Source organism: Pseudomonas sp. 8 R 14 (genome assembly GCF_900005955.1).
Lineage (GTDB): Bacteria > Pseudomonadota > Gammaproteobacteria > Pseudomonadales > Pseudomonadaceae > Aquipseudomonas > Aquipseudomonas marginalis.
Genome location: NZ_CVTH01000081.1, coordinates 18,124 through 34,406, shown reverse-complemented (window position 1 = coordinate 34,406; position 16,283 = coordinate 18,124). Strand labels below are relative to the sequence as shown.

The window sequence follows — 16,283 nt, the reverse complement described above, 5'->3', positions numbered from 1 at the left end:
TACCGATGAACCTGCCACTCTTCGCCCGGCGCCTGCTGCGCCCCTTGCTCGACCCCTACCGCCGCTATCGTCACGCCAAACTGATCCACGCCGTGCGCGTGTCCATCGGTTTGCTGGCGACGATCCTGCTGACCACCGGCATCAACCTGCCCCATGGTGAATGGGCATCGGTGACCATGCTGGTGGTGATCGGCGGTTTGCAACACCACGGCAATATCGGCAAGAAGGCCGTTGAGCGCGCCTATGGCACGCTGATCGGCGCCAGCGTCGGTTTGCTGCTGGTGGTGCAGGAGGCGTATGTCGGCCAGCCGTTGCTCACCTACCTGCTGATGTCGGTGGTGTGCGGGTTCTTTTCCTATCACGCCATCGGCAAGGGCGGGTACACGGCGCTGTTGTCCGCGATCACGGTGTTTATCGTCGCGGGGCACGGTGACAACCCGTTGTCGGACGGGCTGTGGCGCACCGTGGATATCCTGATCGGCATTGCCTTGGCGTTGGCGTTTTCCTTCGCCCTGCCGCTGTATGCCGTGTATTCCTGGCGCTACAACCTGGCCAGCGCCTTGCGTGATTGCGCCCAGATCTACAGCCGGATCATCAATGGCCAGTCGGTCACCGACGATGAACACCTGAAGCTGCTCAACCGCCTGAATGCGGCAATGCTGCAATTGCGCTCGCTGATGCCGTCGGTGTCCAAGGAGGTGCGCATCTCCATGACCGAGCTGGACGCGATCCAACGCCACCTGCGCATGTGCATCAGCACCCTGGAGATTCTCGGCAACACCCGCCCGGACCCTCGAGACGAACAGGCGATGGCGCGCATGCAAGTGATGTTGAAAGCCGAGCATCGGCAGATTCGCGTGCAGTTGGTGGGGATGGCGCGGGCATTGAAGTCGGGGGTTACGGAGCGGCTGGAGCGCCCCAGCCCTGTCAGCGGCGGCGAGCCCAGCCTGGATGCGCCGGTTTACAGCGCGCTGGATGGGTATCGATTGTTGACCGTGCAACTGGCGGCGAATGTGGACGCGATGCGCCAACGCCTGGCTAAAAGCGCCGGGCGCTGGAAGATCTAGAAAGGTGGCCCGTTGACCGGTTTACTCACATCAACACTTTCACACTTTCTCTTACATATTTTTCACGTTTTATTCACATCCCGGGACGTAGGGTGAAGCCTCATCCGTTACAAACGTTGCACATCAAGCCCGCCGCCCCAGCGGGCTTTTTTTTGCCTGGGATTTCTCAGCGCGAGGCCTTGGCGGCCGGCGCTGTCGCCTGTTCACGAATGGCACGCTGGGTATCAAGCACCTTGGCCAGCGCGTGTTCGGCTTCGGGGCTTTGCTGCGGCACACGAATCGCCGCCGAGACCAGGGTGATCAGCTTGGCCATCACCTCGGCATCCGTCGCCGGGCGGCCCAGGCTCATGGAGTTCATCAGCAGGCGCAGCTCGGTACCGGCCATGACCCCAGAAATCGCCTTGAGGGCAAATTGCAGGCGCACCCCCAGCTCGTTGCGCGGCAAGTCCGGCAAGGCCAGGGCGAAGGCTTCGAAGAAGCGTTGGAACACCGGCTGGTAATGCACCTTGAGGTATTCCTGGATAAACGGCGAGGTGTCGCTGTACACCCGCCCAAGGAAACGAATGAACGAACGCCCTTCCCCACTCGCCGGGTCGCTGCGTTCCAGGCCCATGGCCGGGGCGAAGAGCACGCCGAGCAAGGTGTCGCAGTCGAGGGGGCCGTCGGATTCGGCCTCACAGCGCGCCAGCAATTCCAGGCGCTGCTCGTTGAGCGGCTCCAGGCGTTGCATCAGCAGGGTCTTCATCAGGGAGTCCTTGTCCCCGAAGTGGTAGTTCACCGCAGCCAGGTTCACCTGGGCGCGCTCGGTAATCTGCCGCAGCAGCACGGCGTCATAGCCGTATTTGATGAAGAGAGCCTCTGTCGCATCCAGCAATCGAGTCTTGGTAACGTTTGGAGCGCTGAGTTTCTTCGCGACCATAAGGGTTCCACGGCGGAAATATTGTTTTAAAAAATAATTTGATTTTTTATACCGGTGTGGCCGGTCGAAAGCAAGTAGTGACACACCGCCATACTATCCAAAGCCTTTGCCCATGGGGATTCTCAGGCAAGCCAGGGACCTTTCGGTAGACCCCCGTACCGGCGAGGGAAATCTTTTCAAAGCGTAAAACCGCTCTACATCCACGGCTGGCGAAGCACCGGGAACACGGTTAGTATTCAAACAATATTTTAAAAACAAGAAATAAAACCAGTCCGTGACGCGAACCAGATAGCCCCCGAACTTGTTACAAAGATTTACAAAGGGCGCATGACGGCAGCGTCGAGACTGCAGGCGTAGTCACGATGACAGATACCCCCGCGCACCCAGGCTTGATTTCCCTGCAAGGCATCGGCAAGCGCTATCAGCTCGCCGGGCAGGAACTGACCATTCTCAATGAGGTGTGCCTGTCCATCGAGCGCGGTGACAGCTGCGGCATCCTCGGCGCCTCGGGCTCAGGCAAAAGCACCCTGCTCAATATCCTCGGCCTGCTGGACCTGCCCAATTGCGGCCAGTACCACTTTGCCGGCCACGATATTTTCAGCGCCACTACAGATCAACTGGCGGCGATCCGCAACCAGCAGATCGGCTTTGTGTTCCAGAGCTTCAACCTGCTGCCGCGCCTCAGCGCCCTGGACAACGTCGCCCTGCCCCTGAGCTACCGCGGTGTATCGCGGCATGAATCGGTGGCGCAGGCCCTGCGCATGCTCGAACAGGTCGGGCTGGCGGAGCGCGCCCACCATCGCCCCGCCGACCTCTCCGGCGGCCAGCGCCAACGTGTGGCGATTGCCCGTGCATTGGTGGGCAAGCCTTCGGTGATCCTGGCCGACGAGCCCACCGGCAACCTCGACAGCAGCACCGCCCAGGACATCATGGACCTGCTGCTGGCATTGAACCGCGAGCAACAGGTCACGCTGATCATCGTCACCCACGACCCGCATATCGCCGAACGCCTGGAGCGCAAGATCCTGGTGCGCAACGGCCTAGTGCACGAGGCCGGGCGCCTATGAGCCTGCGGGTCGAACAGAGCTTCAGCCAACTGCTGCATGAAGCCTTCGTCAGCCTGCGCACCCTGGGCAAGCGCTCGGTGCTGGCCCTGCTGGGCATCGTCATCGGCAGTTCGTCGGTGGTGGCGCTGATCAATATCGGCCATAACGCCGCGGTGGATGCCGCGATGATTTTCAAGGACATGGGCACCGACACCCTGGTCGCCCAGTTCCCGCCCAAGGGCAACAGCACGATCCCCACACCCGCGAGGCTCGACCTGGATGCCGTGCGCCAGGCCGTGCCGGGCATTGCCCATATCGGCGCGCTGACCTTGTTCAGCGGGCCCATCGTGTTCCATGGCCGCACCACCAACGCCAACCTCGTCGGCAGCACACCGGACATCCAGGCAGCGATGCGCCTGGTGGTACGGCAGGGGCGCTTCCTGTCGAGCTTCGACGCCAACGAAACCTATGGCGTGATCGGTGACCAGCTGGCCCAGGCCCTCGGCGCGCCGGGCGATCCGCTGCAACTGGGCGACCGCGTGCGCATCAACGACTACCTGTTCCTGGTGGTGGGCATTCTGCAGAACCAGCCGAGGGCAATGCTGATGCCGGTACAGGCCAACGAGTCGTTGTTCATTCCCGCCGAAGGCATGCGCCGCATCCATGCCATGCCGCAGATCGGCAATGTAATTATCCGCGCCGCGCCCGGCCAGGACATGGAACACATTGCCAGGGAAGCCGCCAGCGCCTTGCAGGCCCAGCTCACCGACCACACTGTCGACATCCAGGTGCCCCAGCAAATGATCGACGGCATGACCCGGCAAAGCCGCACCTTCGCCTACCTGCTGCTGGCCCTCGGCGCCATTTCCCTGGTCGGCGGCGGTGTAGGCGTGATGAATGTGATGCTGATGAACGTGTCGGAGCGCCGTCGTGAGATCGGCATTCGCATGGCCCTGGGCGCTCGCCAGCGCGACATCCGCAACCTGTTCCTGCTCGAAGCCGTCACCCTCACCGCCGTCGGCGCGCTGTGCGGTGCGGTACTTGGCATGACCGCCGCCTGGCTCTATGCCTGGCTGTCGGGCTGGCTATTCGACCTGGCCGTCGCCGCCCTGCCCCTGGGGGTGGGCAGTACGTTGCTGGTGGGCTTGTTCTTTGGCATCTACCCGGCGGTATCGGCCTCACGGTTGCAGCCGGTGGAGGCCTTGCGCGATGAGTAAATGGCTGGGGTTGCTCGTGTTGATCAGCCTGCACGGCATGGCCGCCGAGGTGGTCATCAAGCCGTCGGCCCCCAGCAGCACGCGCAGCGGTTACGACCGGGGCGTGTCCTTGAATGCCCAGGTCACCACCATGACCCTGGGTGACGCCGTGTACCTGGGCCTGCGCAACAACCCGGCGATCCGTAGCGCCTACCTGCAACGGGTGGCGCAGAAGTTCGACCTGCGCGTCGCCGAAGACGTGTTCAACCCCAAGCTCACCCTCAACAGTTATTACCGCAGTACCCGCGGCTCCCAGGACAGTGCGCGCAATGCCAACGTGGCGCCGGCCACCAGCTTGCTCAGTGAATACGGCACTCGCCTGAGCATGGCCTGGACCCAGCAGCTGAACAACGCCGACCGCGCCGGGCGCTACCGCAGCGACGGCCTCGACCTGGCGATCATCCAGCCGTTGATGCGCGGCGCCGGCTGGGACGCCACCACCGCACCGTTGCGCCTGTCGCGCCTGTCGGAGCAGGCCAACCGCCTGAACCTCAAGGCGACCGTGGCGCAGACCATCAGCCAGATCATCGCCACCTACCGCGAACTGCTGCGGGCCCAGGAGCAACTGAGCATCGTGCAGGACGCCCTCAAGCGCTCCGGCACCTTGCTGGAGGTGAACAAGGCCTTGATCAGCGCCGGGCGCATGGCCGAATTCGAAATCGTGCAGACCGAAGCCGACATCGCCACCCAGCAACTGGGCGTGGAAGAAGCGCAGAACCAGCTCGACACCAACCGCCTGGCCTTGCTGCGCCTGCTGGCCCTGGACCTGTCCACGCCGATTCGCGCCACCGAAGCCCTGGAGGCCAAGCCCATGCAGATCGACAAACGCCAGGCCTTCAACCTGGCGCAGACCCAGCAACCGGAATACCTCGCCGCCCTGCTCGGCAGCCAGCAGGCCGACCTCAACCTGGTGATCGCCAAGGACTCCGGGCGCTGGCAGGTGGACCTGGTGGCCGGCGCGAACCAGATACGCGACGCCTACAATAACGATGCCGGCAGCACCAACAACCGCACCTGGGACAGCTACGCCGGGGTGCAGGTGCAGATCCCCATCGGCGACATCAGCACGCGCCAGGCCGAAGTGCGCGCGCGGGTCAACGTGGAGGACCAGGAGATCCGCATCACCGACGCACGCCAGGAACTGGAACGCAACGTCAACGACGTGGTACGCGACCTCGGCACCCGCTGGCGCCAGTATGAAATCTCCCAGCGCGCGGTGGAGTTGTCGCGGCGCAAGATCGAGATCGAACGCGAGAAACTCAGCGCCGGGCGCTCCACCAACTTCCAGGTGCTGAGTTTCGAGACCGACCTGCGCAATGCCGAAAACGCGCAGCTAAACGCCCTGATCGCTTATTTGAACGCCCAGACCCAGCTCGACCTGACCCTGGGCATGACGCTGGAAAGTTGGGAAATCGCCCTCAATGACTACTAATCGAAAACGCCTGCTGGGCGTCGCATTGATTCTGCTGCTGGCCGGCGCGGGGCTGGCCCTGCGCAGCCCCGCAGAAGGCCCGGCCGGCGCCACCGAACAATGGCTGGCCGTCAAGCCCGACCCGCTGGTGCACCAGATCGGCCTGGTGGGCAAGATCGAACCCGACACCACCCTCACCCTCACGGCGCCGTTCGACGGCAACGTGCAGGCCAATCTGGTGGAGCAAGGCCAGCGGGTCGAGGCTGGCCAGGTCCTGCTGCGCATGGACCCGGCCACCCTTGAAGTGCAGTTGCGCGACGCCCTCTCCGCCCAGCTCAAGGCCCGCCGCGCCGTGCAGGAGCTGCAGGACTGGGACAGCGGCCCCACCGTCAGCCGTGCGCGCCGCAGCCTGCGCACTGCCGAAATGACCGCCGGCAATACCCAACGCAAACTCACCGAAAGCGAAAACCTGTTCAAGCGCGGCATCATCCCGCGCAATGAGCTGGACGACCTCAAGCAACAGGCCCAGCAACAGCAACTGGACCTCGCCTCCGCCCGCAGCGAACTGCAACAGGCCCTCGACCAGGGCAAGGGCGAGTACCGCCAGATCGCCGACATGGAACTGACCAACGCCACGGTGAAATACGAGGCCCTGCGCACCCTGCTCGCAGGCAAGGAGGTGCAGGCGCCGTTCTCCGGCATCGTGGTGCCCGCCCCCGGTAACAATGCGCCCCAAGGCGGCGGCAACACCAACGCGCCGATTCAGGCCGGCAGCAAGGTCAGCCAGGGCCAGGTGCTGTTCGGCCTGGCCAATATCGAGCGGCTGAAAATCGTCGCCAAGGTCTCTGAGCTGGACATCAACCAACTGCACAAGGGCCAGGCGGTGGAAGTGCTGGGCGATGGTTTTGACGGCGAACGGCTGAGCGGCTCGGTGAGCGTGGTCAGCGGCCTGGCGATTGCCAGCGACAGCCAGGGCAGCGCGCAGTTTCCGGTGACGTTGTCGATTCCCAAGCTGACCCCGCAACAGTTGCAGCGGGTGCGCCTGGGAATGAGTGCGCGGTTGACCATCGTCACTTACAACAATGCGCAGGCGATGGTGATTCCGAGCGAGGCGATCCAGGCGGACAGGACGGTGGAGTATCGAGAAGCGATGGATAAGCCGGTGGAGCGGGTGAAGGTGACTACCGGGCAATCGACGCCGCAGGGGGTGGAAGTATTCGGCCTAAAACCCGGCTTCGTAAAGACCTCAAGATAAATGAAGATCCCCTGTGGGAGGGGCATAGGTTTCTACAAAACGTTGGCTCAACGCTGAACGCCCGGCAGAGAGGGCTGTTGTGGCATGCCAGTCAGTTAAGCGTACATCGCCTCCTGTAGGAGCGAGCTTGCTCGCGAAAAACGTCAACGATAACGCGTGCTTCCTGAATGAACGCGGCGCCTGTGAGTTTTTCGCGAGCAAGCTCGCTCCTACAAAAAGCCTTACTGACTGGCATTGGGGCTTGCCCCCTCCCACATTTAGAAATGCGCCAACTTCAATGCCAATGCCTTGGCCTGAAGCGCCACATCCGTCACCGCCGTGCTCTCCCACCACATCCCCCTCAACGGCGGGCCCATGGCGAATAATCGCGCACTGACCCGGCCCTGGGCATCCAGCACGGCGCCGCACGTGTCCGCCGCAATCCCCAACGCCAACGGCCCAGGCGTGATCAGCCCGCGCTTGAGCAACTGCTGCGGCAACGGCCGGGCCACGCGGCGCCAGTCGTATTCGATACCGCTGGAGTTGATCAGCGCCGCCCCCGACACTTGGCTGATCACCTGCTCGCCACGGTAACGCAAGCGAATGGTCACGCCCTCGCCCGAAGGCTCCAGCCCCTTGAACGACGCCGCGCGAATGCGCAACCGCCCTTGCTCATGCAGCCGGGCCACCAACTGGGCACTCAACGGCGGCGAGCGGTGGTGATGGCTTTCCCACCAGGGCCGCACATGCCGCACGAACTGACGTTTCTGGCCTTCGCTGGCCTGGCTCCACAGCCGGCCGATATGGGCGCGCACGGTGTCCAGTGGCGCCTGCCAATCGATGCCCTGCGCCAGTGCCAGGCGGCATTGACGCCGCACCTCGCGCAGCAGTTGTCGCGGGCTGCACAAGGCGTGGTCGGCGGCGAGGAAATCGTCCCAGCCCGGCGGCTGCCGGCGCACATGGGGCAACAACCCGTGGCGTGAAAACACCTCGATGGGCCCACGGTGCCCGGCCTGTTCCAGGGACACCACGGCGTCCACCATGGTCAACCCGGAGCCGATGATCAGCACCGGCGCCTGCGGGTCGATCCGGGTCATGGCCTGCACGTCCCAGGGGTCCACGGCGGCGGCGTTCAAGCCGCTGGACTGGGTCTGCGGCGTGCGTGCCGCCGGGAACATGCCGGTGGCCAACACCGCCTGGGCGCCGTGCAGTTGCTGGCCGTTGTCGAGGGTCAGCACCACTGAATCGTCGCCGACCTGCAGGTCGACGACTTCGGCGCGGATATGCTCGACGGTGGACGCCGACAACGCCTTGGCTTCAGCCAGCCGTTGCTGTGCATACAGGCCAAAAATCCCGCGTGGCGGGAACAGTTCGCTGATGGGCACGTGCTGCTGGTCCGACTCGGGCCAACCGCCGGCGCCGATGTAGTCGGTGAGCCATTGGGTCAGGTCGTCGGCGTTGTCCGGGTCGACGCTCATGCGCGCCGCGTTGCCGTTCAAGGTGTGGCCCAGTTCGACGGCGCTGTAGGCCTCGCCACGGCCGAGTTCGGCGCGCGGTTCGATCACCAGGATCCGGCGCTGCCCAGGCCGACGCAGCAGTTGCACCGCCAGCATGGTGCCGCTCAGGCCGCCGCCGATGATCACTACATCAGCGTTGCGGAGGGATTCAGTCATGCACATTCGCCTTTACTGTTTACCCAGATAAATGTCGTGCAAATCGCCCCGCGCCAACAGCTCGGCGGCGCTGCCACTCAAGGCCACGCGCCCAGTATCCAGCACGTAGCCCTGGGACGCATAGTTAAGCGCGACGTTGATGTTCTGCTCGGCGATCAGGAAGCTCACCTGCTGCTCGCGGTTGAGCTGCGCGATGATCTCGAAGATCTCCTGCACGATCATAGGCGCCAAACCCATGGACGGCTCGTCGAGCAGTACCAAAGTAGGACGGGTCATCAACGCGCGGCCGATGGCGACCATCTGTTGCTCGCCGCCGGACGTCAGGCCCGCACGGGTGTGGCGCTTGGTCTTGAGCCGCGGGAACCAGGCGTAGATGCGCTCCAGATCCTGCTCCATGGCCTTGCGGCTCAGGCGCCGCACAAAGCCGCCGCTGCGCAGGTTGTCTTCGACGCTGAGCTGGCCGAAGACATGGCGGCCTTCCAGCACATGCACCATGCCTTGGCGCACGCGCTGGCTGGGGTCGACGCCGGCCAGGTCGACGCCCGCATATTCGATCACGCCCCGGCTGACTTCAGCGCGCTCGGCACGCACCAGCCCGGAGATCGCCTTGAGGGTGGTGCTCTTGCCGGCGCCATTGGCCCCCAGCAGGGCGACGATGGCGCCCTTGGGCACGCTCAGCGACACCCCGGCCACGGCGAGGATCGCGCCGTCGTAGATCACTTCAATATCGTTGACCGTCAACAACGACGGGCGCATGGCTTCGCTGGCGAGCTGGCTCATGATTTATTCATCCCCGGTGCAGGTGCGTGGCGTCAGGCCTTTTTCCTTGGCGAAGGCCGCAGATTTTTCATCGATCAGCGGGCGCAACAGGGCGCGGTCGGCGGCGATCCAGTCGCTGATCAGCGTCCAGTGGGCGCCGTCCCATTGCTGCACGCGCGCCGAGCCGCCGCCTTCGTGGTCGCGGCATGACAACTTGAGGTTCTGCATCAGGCCCAGGTAGCCCATGTCCTTCAGGCGCGCGTCATCGATATTCAGGTGTTCCAGGCCCCAGCGGCCTTCTTCGCCATTGAGCGGGCGCTTGCCGAACTTGGCCTGGCCGGTGCGGATCGCTTCCACGGCGACGGCGGCGTTCACCAGGCCGGAGTTGTAGTAGACGCTGCCGAAGTTTTTCAGGTCCTTGAGGTCGCTGTGGCCCTTGTCGAGGATGTACTGCTTGAGGCGCTGGTGGATCTCGAAATCCGCGCCTGCCGGGTAAGGCGTGAGCGCCAGGTAGCCCTTGGCGGCGGCGCCTGCGGGCAATACGTCTTCGCTGGAACTGGCCCATATATCGCCGATGATATGGTCCACCGGAAAGCCGAAGCGCGCGGCGGTTTTCACCGCCACCGGGGTGGACACGCCCCAGGTGCGCAGGAACACCCAATCCGGGTTGGCCTGGCGTACCTGGCGCCATTGCGCAGACTGCTCATTGCCCGGGTCGGCCACCGGAATCTGGATGTTTTCAAAACCGTATTTTTCCGCCAGCAATTTCAGCGGGCCAAGGGTTTCGCGACCGTAGGCCGAGTCGTGGTAGACCGTGGCGATCTTCTTGCCCTTGAGTTTGTCGAAGCCGCCTTCGCGCTGGGCGATGTAGTTCACCAGGGTCGACGCCTCGCTGTAGAACGTCAGCATCACCGGGAAGTTGTACGGGAACACCGTGCCGTCGGTGGCTTCGGTGCGACCGTAGCCGAGGGTGATCAGCGGGATCTTGTCCACCTCAGCCCTTTCACTGAGCGCATAGGCCGCCGGTGCACCGTTGGGCTGGTACACCGCGACCGGCGCGCCATCCAGGCCGTTCTTGAAGCGCTCGTAGCACTCGATGCCCTTCTCCGCCGTCCACTCGGTCTCGCATTCCTGCCACACCAGCTTCACGCCATTGATGCCGCCTTCGACCTCGTTGATATAGCGCAGGTAGTCGATCATCCCGGCCCACACCTGCACGCCGCTGGAGGCGTAGGCACCCACCCGGTAGGTGGCCAGGGGAAAGAACTGCTGGTCGGCCGAGGCTACCGCTTGGGGCACGGCACCGGCCAGGGCTGCCAGCGCGAAGGCGGCGCCGGCCAGGGAACGTTTCAAGGATGCACGCATAGGGATTCTCTTATTCAGTCAGAAACGTAGGGGCCACTGACGCAGCCGATCGCGAAGGTTATGCAACAGGCGAATCAAGCCCTCGGGTTCCTTGATCAGGAACACGATGATCAACACGCCAAAAATGATTTTCTGCAGGTTCTGCAACTGCCCGGCATCCACCGCACCACCGAACAACGCCTGCCCGGCATGGCTGAGGAAGATCGGCAGCAAACTGATGAATGCCGCGCCGACGAAGTTGCCGGCAATGCTGCCCATGCCGCCGATAATGATGATGAACAGGATCTGGAATGAGCGGTTGATGTCGAAGCTGCTGGCGCTGGCCGTGCCCAGGTAGGCAAACGCCCACAACGCGCCGGCGATGCCGAGGTAGAACGAACTGACCGCAAACGCCAGGCGCTTGTAGCGCACCACCGGGATGCCGACCACGGCGGCGGCGGTGTCCATGTCGCGGATCGCCATCCAGTTGCGGCCCACCTGGCTGCGCACCAGGTTGACCGCGGCCCAGGTCAACAACAGCACCGTGACCAGGGTCAGCCAGTAGCGGCCCAGCGGTGTGTTGAGGTCATGGCCGAACAACGCCAGCTTCGGCGCCGAAATGGTTCCGGACGAACCGTAGTTGTAGAACCAGGGGAATTTGACGAACAGCCACTCCAGGAAAAACTGCGCGGCCAAGGTGGTGACCATCAGGTAGAAGCCTTTGATCCGCGAGCTGGGCAAGCCAAATAGCAGCCCGACCACGGCGCTGATGATGCCGCCGCCGAGCAGCGCCACCGGCAAGCCCAGCTCAGGCAGGCGCAGTAAAAACCCATAGGTGGCGAACGCCCCAACCGCCATGAAGCCGGCTGCGCCCACCGAGGTTTGCCCGGTATAGCCGGTGAGTAAATTCAGGCCCAGCCCGGCCAGGGACAGCACCAGGAACGGGATCAGGATCGCGTTGAGCCAATAGTCATTGCCCCACAGCGGCACCACGATAAACGCCAGTGCCAGCAGGCCGAGCAGGCTCCAGGGCACGCGCCGCTGGACCAGCAGCAAGGGGGCGGTGTGTTCAGCAACAGGGATCGACATGCTTTCAGACTCGCTCGATGGCGCGCTCGCCGAACAGGCCGGCGGGACGGATATACAGGAAGGACAACGCCAGCACATAGGCGAACCACGGCGTGATGCCGCCACCGATCAGCGGGCCGATATACACCTCGGCGAGGTTTTCCGCCGCACCGACAATCAGCCCGCCGACAATTGCCCCGCCAATCGAGGTGAAGCCGCCGATGATCAACACCGGCAAGGCCTTGAGCACCACCAGCGACAGCGAAAACTGCACGCCCTGGCGCGCCCCCCACAACAACCCCGCCACCAGCCCGACGATGCCGGCCACCGCCCAGACGATCTGCCAGATGCGGTTGAGGTTGATGCCGATGGACAGCGCCGCCGTGGTGTCATCCGCCACCGCGCGCAGCGACACGCCGATACGGGTCTTGTTGAACAGCAGCGCCAGCACCGTCACCAGCACCACGGCCACGGCCGCGGCGATCAGGTCGAACTGGCTGAGCATCAGCGGCCCGACGAACAGCGGTACATCGTCGATGCCCAGGTCCAGAGCGCGCACCTGCGAGCCCATCACGCCCTGGGCCAGGCCTTCGATAATGAACGACAGGCCCAGCGTCGCCATGAACAGCGTGATCTGCGAGCGGTTCACCAACGGCCGCAGCACCAGGCGCTCGATGAGCAAGGCGCCGACAATCATCACGATCACCGTCAACAGCAACGCCAGGGCAAACGGCACGCCCTGGTCGTGCAGGCTGACGAAGGTCAGCGCGGCAAACAGCAGCATCGAGCCCTGGGCAAAATTGAACACGCCGCTGGCCTTGTAGATCAGCACGAAGCCGATGGCGACCAGGGAATACATGGTGCCGGCGAGCAGGCCGCCGAGCAGGGTTTCGAAGAAGAACGTCATCAGTGCGTCACTCCCAGGTAGGCCGCGATCACCTCGGGATTGGCCTGCACCTCGGCAGGGGTGCCGTCGCCGACCTTGCGCCCGTAGTCGAGCACCACAACATGGTCGGACAGCCCCATGACCACGCCCATGTCATGCTCGATCAACACCACGGTGGTACCGAGGTCGCGGTTCACGTCGGCGACAAAGCGCGCCATTTCCTGTTTTTCCTCGGCGTTCATGCCGGCCATGGGTTCGTCCAGCAGCAACAGGCTCGGCCCGGCGATCAATGCACGGCCCAGTTCCACACGCTTTTGCAGGCCATAGGACAGGTTGCCCACCAGCACATCGCGGTAGGCTTGCAGCTCCAGGAACTCGAGGATGCCCTGGGCGCGCAGGCGGAAGGCGTCGGCTTCACGGCGTGCGCGGGGCAAGCCGAGGGCCTGTTCGATAAGGCTGGTGTGCATATGCCGCGACAGGCCGGTGAGGATGTTGTCGAGCACACTCATTTTCTTGAACAGGGCGTTGTTCTGGAAGGTACGGCCAATGCCTCGACGCGCGGCGCCCAGCGGGTCGATACGCTGGAAATGCTGCGCCTCGAACACGATCTCGCCGGCATCGAAGCGATACACGCCGTTGAGGACGTTGAGCAATGAACTTTTGCCGGCACCGTTGGGCCCGATCAACGCGCAGATTTCCCCGCGCGCCACCTCGAACGACAACCCATTGATCGCCTTGACACCCTTGAACGATAGCGAGATGTCCCGCACCTGGAGAATGGCTTGGCTCATGCACGCTCCCGTTTGAATTCGGCAAGCCACGTCGGCTCGGCATTGGATTTGAGGGGCTGCCAGATATAGGCCAGGCGCTGGAAGCCCAACAGTGTGCGCACGCGGTTTTTCAGCAAGCGGCGCAGGCCGCTGTGCGGATGGGCAATGGCCCAGTCGCACAGGCGTCGACGCCAGGTGCCGTGGGGTGGCAGACGGCTTTCGATCTCGTCGGCCAGGTGCAGCAAACGGGCGGGCGACAGCAGCAGGCCGGTGGGCGCGACTTCGCTGCGATCACGTCGCGCCGAGGCCAGGCTTTCCGGGAAGGCCAGGCCGTGGCCGCTGCTCAGCCACTGCTCCAGCACCACGGCCAGGCCGCCTTGCCAGTGGGTGCCCTCCTCGCTCCACAACGCGGTTTCACCGGCTGGCTGCCACCAGCGCTGCAGGTGTTGCGCCGGGTCGACGGGGCCGAGCAGTTGGGCGAAATCCAACCGCTGGGTGAAGGTCCAATCGCGCTGGCGACCTTGAACGTAGGCATGGCTGGGATGAATACGCCACAGCTGTTGCTCCAAGGCCTGCGGCTCGAGGTTATCGGCCAGCGTCAGTACCTGTGCGCCGACGGACTGGGCCGCCAACGCCAGCAACAGCAGGTTCGGCTCAAAGGCGCCGCTGAGCACCAAGCGTGACTGTTGATTGAAACCTTGCTGGCGCAAACCATCGGCCAGGCGTTCGACATCGCGCAAGGTGTCGATCCAGCGCCAGGCGTACCACTGGCCCTGGCGCTTGTGGCGCAGGGCGATGTGCAACGGCGTGAGTTGCGCCCAGTGGCGCAGGTGTTCCAGGAGGGCCGTTGGTTCGTGCACGCTCATTAGGGGGTTGCTCCTATTGGGGGGTATGCGTGCGGTGGTCCGCTGGCTGAAATAAATCAAACTCAATTTCCCGTAAGTAGATACCGAGCACCACGCAAGTCCGTAGCAGCTGCCGAGCGCAAGCGAGGCTGCGTCAGGCGCGCTGCCGATTCGAGCCCGAGTCGCGGCCGACGCAGCCTCGCTTGCGCTCGGCAGCTGCTACGGGATGAGGCCGCGATGGGGATTGGCATTCGCAGCCTCGCCAAGGCTGCGCAGTTGCTACGCAACATTTGCTTTGCGGGACTCAGCAAGGTTTCGATAGCCAGCGCCCGGGTGGTTCGCACCCAACCTTGCACCGTCGCCAAACAACTTCTCGCGCAATGTGCCCTGGGCGTATTCGGTCTTGTACACGCCGCGCTTCTGCAACTCCGGCACCAGCCATTCGACGGCGTCGACAAAGGTTTCATGGGTCAGCGCATAGGCGAGGTTGAATCCGTCCACGTCGGTCTCTTCGACCCACTCCTGCAACAGGTCCGACACGGTCTCCGGGCCGCCGACGAACAGCGGGCCAAAGCCGCCGATACCGACCCAATCGGCCAGTTCGCTGGGGGTCCAGACCTTGTTCGGGTCCGCCGTGGAGAAAGCTTCCACCGCCGATTGAATCGCATTGGTGTGCACGTGCTTGAGCGGCTCATCCGGCTTGAACTGGCTGAAATCGATGCCCGTCCAACCAGAGATCAGCGCCATCGCGCCTTCATAACTGGCGTAGGATTTGTATTCGTCGAATTTGGCCTTGGCCTTGGCGTCGGTCTCGTCGACGATCACGGTCTGCAAGTTGAAAATCAGGATTTTCTTCGGGTCGCGCCCGGCTTCGGCCGCACGGCGGCGGATGTCGGCGACGGTCTTTTTCAGCAGCACCTTGGACGGCGCGGCAACGAACACGCATTCGGCCTGCTCGGCGGCGAACTGCTTGCCACGGCTGGAAGCACCGGCCTGGTACAGCACCGGCGTGCGCTGCGGCGAGGGTTCGCACAGGTGGATGCCGGGCACCTGGAAGTGTTTGCCGACGTGGCGGATCTCGTGGATCTTGCTCGGGTCGCTGAAGATCCGACGTTCGCGGTCGCGCAGTACCGCGCCCTCTTCCCAACTGCCTTCCCAGAGTTTGTAGCAGACCTCCAGGTATTCCTCGGCATAGTCGTAGCGGGCGTCGTGTTCGGTCTGGGCTTTCTGGCCAAGGTTCTTGGCGCCGCTTTCCAGGTAGGAGGTGACGATGTTCCAGCCGATGCGGCCCTTGGTCAGGTGGTCGAGGGTCGACAGCCTGCGTGCAAACGGATACGGGTGTTCGAACGACAGCGACGCGGTCAGGCCAAAACCCAGGTGCTCGGTGACCAGCGCCATCGGTGCGATCAGCGACAACGGATCGTTGACCGGCACCTGGGTCGCCTGGCGAATCGCCGCGTCGCCATTGCCGTTGTACACGTCGTAGATGCCCAGCACGTCGGCGATAAACAGGCCGTCGAACTTGCCGCGCTCAAGGATCTTCGCCAGGTCGGTCCAGTATTCAAGGTCCTTGTACTGCCACGAGCGATCGCGCGGATGCGCCCACAGGCCCGGCGATTGGTGGCCGACGCAGTTCATGTCGAAGGCGTTCAAGCGGATTTCACGGGACATCACAGCACTCCGTTGAGGTGGTAGTTGCCGACGACCTGGTATTTCCAGCGCAACGGATCATCCAGGGTCGGTGGCAGCGCGGTGCGTTGGCCGGTCAGTTCGAATTCGGTGTTGCTGGCAAAGAGCAAGGCTTCAGCGGCGGCGATCTGCGCTTCGGTGACGGCGACCGGGCTTGGATCGGTTTCGGCGCGTTCAAGCAAGGCGGCCGCTACATCCACGCGAATCTGCCAATCGCCGAAGCGGCTGATCACGTAGGGGTCGTCGCTTTTTTCGACGTGGCGACGGGTGCTGTCCAGCAGTTGGCGTGCGAGGGTCAGGGCGGTCATGGGTCAGG

At 63.7% G+C, this 16,283-nt stretch carries 15 protein-coding genes; 5 read left to right on the top strand and 10 right to left on the bottom strand.

All coding sequences use genetic code 11. From position 1 onward, the window contains the following. The first annotated feature begins 5 nt into the window (after nucleotides 1–5). On the top strand, nucleotides 6–1,067 hold the full coding sequence (locus BFQ01_RS23130; RefSeq protein ID WP_065927053.1) for an FUSC family protein: 1,062 nt from the start codon (nucleotides 6–8) through the stop codon (nucleotides 1,065–1,067). A 166-nt stretch (nucleotides 1,068–1,233) separates the two neighbouring features. Here BFQ01_RS23130 and BFQ01_RS23125 read toward each other — a convergent pair whose 3' ends face one another. Further along, on the bottom strand, nucleotides 1,234–1,986 hold the full coding sequence (locus tag BFQ01_RS23125) for a TetR/AcrR family transcriptional regulator (protein ID WP_065927052.1): 753 nt from the start codon (nucleotides 1,984–1,986) through the stop codon (nucleotides 1,234–1,236). A 362-nt stretch (nucleotides 1,987–2,348) separates the two neighbouring features. Between BFQ01_RS23125 and BFQ01_RS23120 the strand changes: the two genes are divergently transcribed. Genes BFQ01_RS23120 through BFQ01_RS23105 form a run of 4 tightly spaced genes read left to right on the top strand, consistent with a single transcriptional unit; the run spans nucleotide 2,349 to nucleotide 6,954 of the window. After that, the gene (locus BFQ01_RS23120) at nucleotides 2,349–3,053 is read left to right on the top strand and encodes an ABC transporter ATP-binding protein (protein WP_065927051.1); all 705 of its coding nucleotides are present in this window, start codon (nucleotides 2,349–2,351) and stop codon (nucleotides 3,051–3,053) included. Continuing rightward, complete coding sequence (locus BFQ01_RS23115; protein ID WP_065927050.1) at nucleotides 3,050–4,249, top strand: ABC transporter permease; 1,200 nt, start codon at nucleotides 3,050–3,052, stop codon at nucleotides 4,247–4,249. The genes BFQ01_RS23120 and BFQ01_RS23115 overlap by 4 nt, the downstream gene beginning before the upstream one ends. Then, entirely contained in the window at nucleotides 4,242–5,720 is a 1,479-nt protein-coding gene (locus BFQ01_RS23110; RefSeq protein WP_065927049.1) for a TolC family protein, read from the top strand. Before BFQ01_RS23115 ends, BFQ01_RS23110 begins: the two co-directional genes overlap by 8 nt. Further along, the gene (locus tag BFQ01_RS23105) at nucleotides 5,710–6,954 is read left to right on the top strand and encodes an efflux RND transporter periplasmic adaptor subunit (protein ID WP_065927048.1); all 1,245 of its coding nucleotides are present in this window, start codon (nucleotides 5,710–5,712) and stop codon (nucleotides 6,952–6,954) included. Before BFQ01_RS23110 ends, BFQ01_RS23105 begins: the two co-directional genes overlap by 11 nt. A gap of 257 nt (nucleotides 6,955–7,211) precedes the next feature. Here the strand turns inward: BFQ01_RS23105 and BFQ01_RS23100 are convergent, their stop codons facing one another. The 9 genes from BFQ01_RS23100 to BFQ01_RS23060 all read right to left on the bottom strand — a co-directional run bounded on the left by BFQ01_RS23100 (nucleotide 7,212) and on the right by BFQ01_RS23060 (nucleotide 16,275). Further along, a complete protein-coding gene (locus tag BFQ01_RS23100) occupies nucleotides 7,212–8,606 on the bottom strand; it encodes an FAD/NAD(P)-binding protein (RefSeq protein WP_065927047.1) in 1,395 nt (464 codons plus the stop codon). A gap of 12 nt (nucleotides 8,607–8,618) precedes the next feature. Beyond that, nucleotides 8,619–9,386 (bottom strand): ABC transporter ATP-binding protein, encoded by a 768-nt coding sequence (locus BFQ01_RS23095; RefSeq protein WP_065927046.1) that lies wholly within the window; start codon nucleotides 9,384–9,386, stop codon nucleotides 8,619–8,621. Nucleotides 9,387–9,389: 3 nt separating this feature from the next. Beyond that, the gene (locus tag BFQ01_RS23090) at nucleotides 9,390–10,730 is read right to left on the bottom strand and encodes an ABC transporter substrate-binding protein (protein WP_065927045.1); all 1,341 of its coding nucleotides are present in this window, start codon (nucleotides 10,728–10,730) and stop codon (nucleotides 9,390–9,392) included. An 18-nt stretch (nucleotides 10,731–10,748) separates the two neighbouring features. Continuing rightward, nucleotides 10,749–11,798: a branched-chain amino acid ABC transporter permease gene (locus tag BFQ01_RS23085; protein ID WP_065927044.1), complete on the bottom strand. Its 1,050-nt coding sequence runs from the start codon at nucleotides 11,796–11,798 to the stop codon at nucleotides 10,749–10,751. Between the two features lie 4 nt (nucleotides 11,799–11,802). Next, nucleotides 11,803–12,684 carry a branched-chain amino acid ABC transporter permease gene (locus BFQ01_RS23080; protein ID WP_027606301.1) on the bottom strand — a complete coding sequence of 294 codons (882 nt, stop codon included), beginning with the start codon at nucleotides 12,682–12,684 and terminating at the stop codon, nucleotides 11,803–11,805. Then, nucleotides 12,684–13,454 (bottom strand): ABC transporter ATP-binding protein, encoded by a 771-nt coding sequence (locus BFQ01_RS23075; protein ID WP_065927043.1) that lies wholly within the window; start codon nucleotides 13,452–13,454, stop codon nucleotides 12,684–12,686. Before BFQ01_RS23075 ends, BFQ01_RS23080 begins: the two co-directional genes overlap by 1 nt. After that, entirely contained in the window at nucleotides 13,451–14,299 is an 849-nt protein-coding gene (locus BFQ01_RS23070; protein WP_065927042.1) for an AMP-binding protein, read from the bottom strand. The genes BFQ01_RS23075 and BFQ01_RS23070 overlap by 4 nt, the downstream gene beginning before the upstream one ends. Before the next feature lie 258 nt (nucleotides 14,300–14,557). Then, nucleotides 14,558–15,949 carry an LLM class flavin-dependent oxidoreductase gene (locus tag BFQ01_RS23065; RefSeq protein ID WP_065927041.1) on the bottom strand — a complete coding sequence of 464 codons (1,392 nt, stop codon included), beginning with the start codon at nucleotides 15,947–15,949 and terminating at the stop codon, nucleotides 14,558–14,560. Then, a complete protein-coding gene (locus BFQ01_RS23060; RefSeq protein ID WP_065927040.1) occupies nucleotides 15,949–16,275 on the bottom strand; it encodes an acyl-CoA dehydrogenase in 327 nt (108 codons plus the stop codon). The genes BFQ01_RS23065 and BFQ01_RS23060 overlap by 1 nt, the downstream gene beginning before the upstream one ends. Nucleotides 16,276–16,283 lie beyond the last annotated feature (8 nt).

Bases quoted from the DNA above. Each gene is read 5' to 3' on its own strand.
- BFQ01_RS23130 (WP_065927053.1), top strand. From the start codon at position 6: ATGAACCTGCCACTCTTCGCCCGGCGCCTGCTGCGCCCCTTGCTCGAC.
- BFQ01_RS23125 (WP_065927052.1), bottom strand. From the start codon at position 1,986: ATGGTCGCGAAGAAACTCAGCGCTCCAAACGTTACCAAGACTCGATTG.
- BFQ01_RS23120 (WP_065927051.1), top strand. From the start codon at position 2,349: ATGACAGATACCCCCGCGCACCCAGGCTTGATTTCCCTGCAAGGCATC.
- BFQ01_RS23115 (WP_065927050.1), top strand. From the start codon at position 3,050: ATGAGCCTGCGGGTCGAACAGAGCTTCAGCCAACTGCTGCATGAAGCC.
- BFQ01_RS23110 (WP_065927049.1), top strand. From the start codon at position 4,242: ATGAGTAAATGGCTGGGGTTGCTCGTGTTGATCAGCCTGCACGGCATG.
- BFQ01_RS23105 (WP_065927048.1), top strand. From the start codon at position 5,710: ATGACTACTAATCGAAAACGCCTGCTGGGCGTCGCATTGATTCTGCTG.
- BFQ01_RS23100 (WP_065927047.1), bottom strand. From the start codon at position 8,606: ATGACTGAATCCCTCCGCAACGCTGATGTAGTGATCATCGGCGGCGGC.
- BFQ01_RS23095 (WP_065927046.1), bottom strand. From the start codon at position 9,386: ATGAGCCAGCTCGCCAGCGAAGCCATGCGCCCGTCGTTGTTGACGGTC.
- BFQ01_RS23090 (WP_065927045.1), bottom strand. From the start codon at position 10,730: ATGCGTGCATCCTTGAAACGTTCCCTGGCCGGCGCCGCCTTCGCGCTG.
- BFQ01_RS23085 (WP_065927044.1), bottom strand. From the start codon at position 11,798: ATGTCGATCCCTGTTGCTGAACACACCGCCCCCTTGCTGCTGGTCCAG.
- BFQ01_RS23080 (WP_027606301.1), bottom strand. From the start codon at position 12,684: ATGACGTTCTTCTTCGAAACCCTGCTCGGCGGCCTGCTCGCCGGCACC.
- BFQ01_RS23075 (WP_065927043.1), bottom strand. From the start codon at position 13,454: ATGAGCCAAGCCATTCTCCAGGTGCGGGACATCTCGCTATCGTTCAAG.
- BFQ01_RS23070 (WP_065927042.1), bottom strand. From the start codon at position 14,299: ATGAGCGTGCACGAACCAACGGCCCTCCTGGAACACCTGCGCCACTGG.
- BFQ01_RS23065 (WP_065927041.1), bottom strand. From the start codon at position 15,949: ATGTCCCGTGAAATCCGCTTGAACGCCTTCGACATGAACTGCGTCGGC.
- BFQ01_RS23060 (WP_065927040.1), bottom strand. From the start codon at position 16,275: ATGACCGCCCTGACCCTCGCACGCCAACTGCTGGACAGCACCCGTCGC.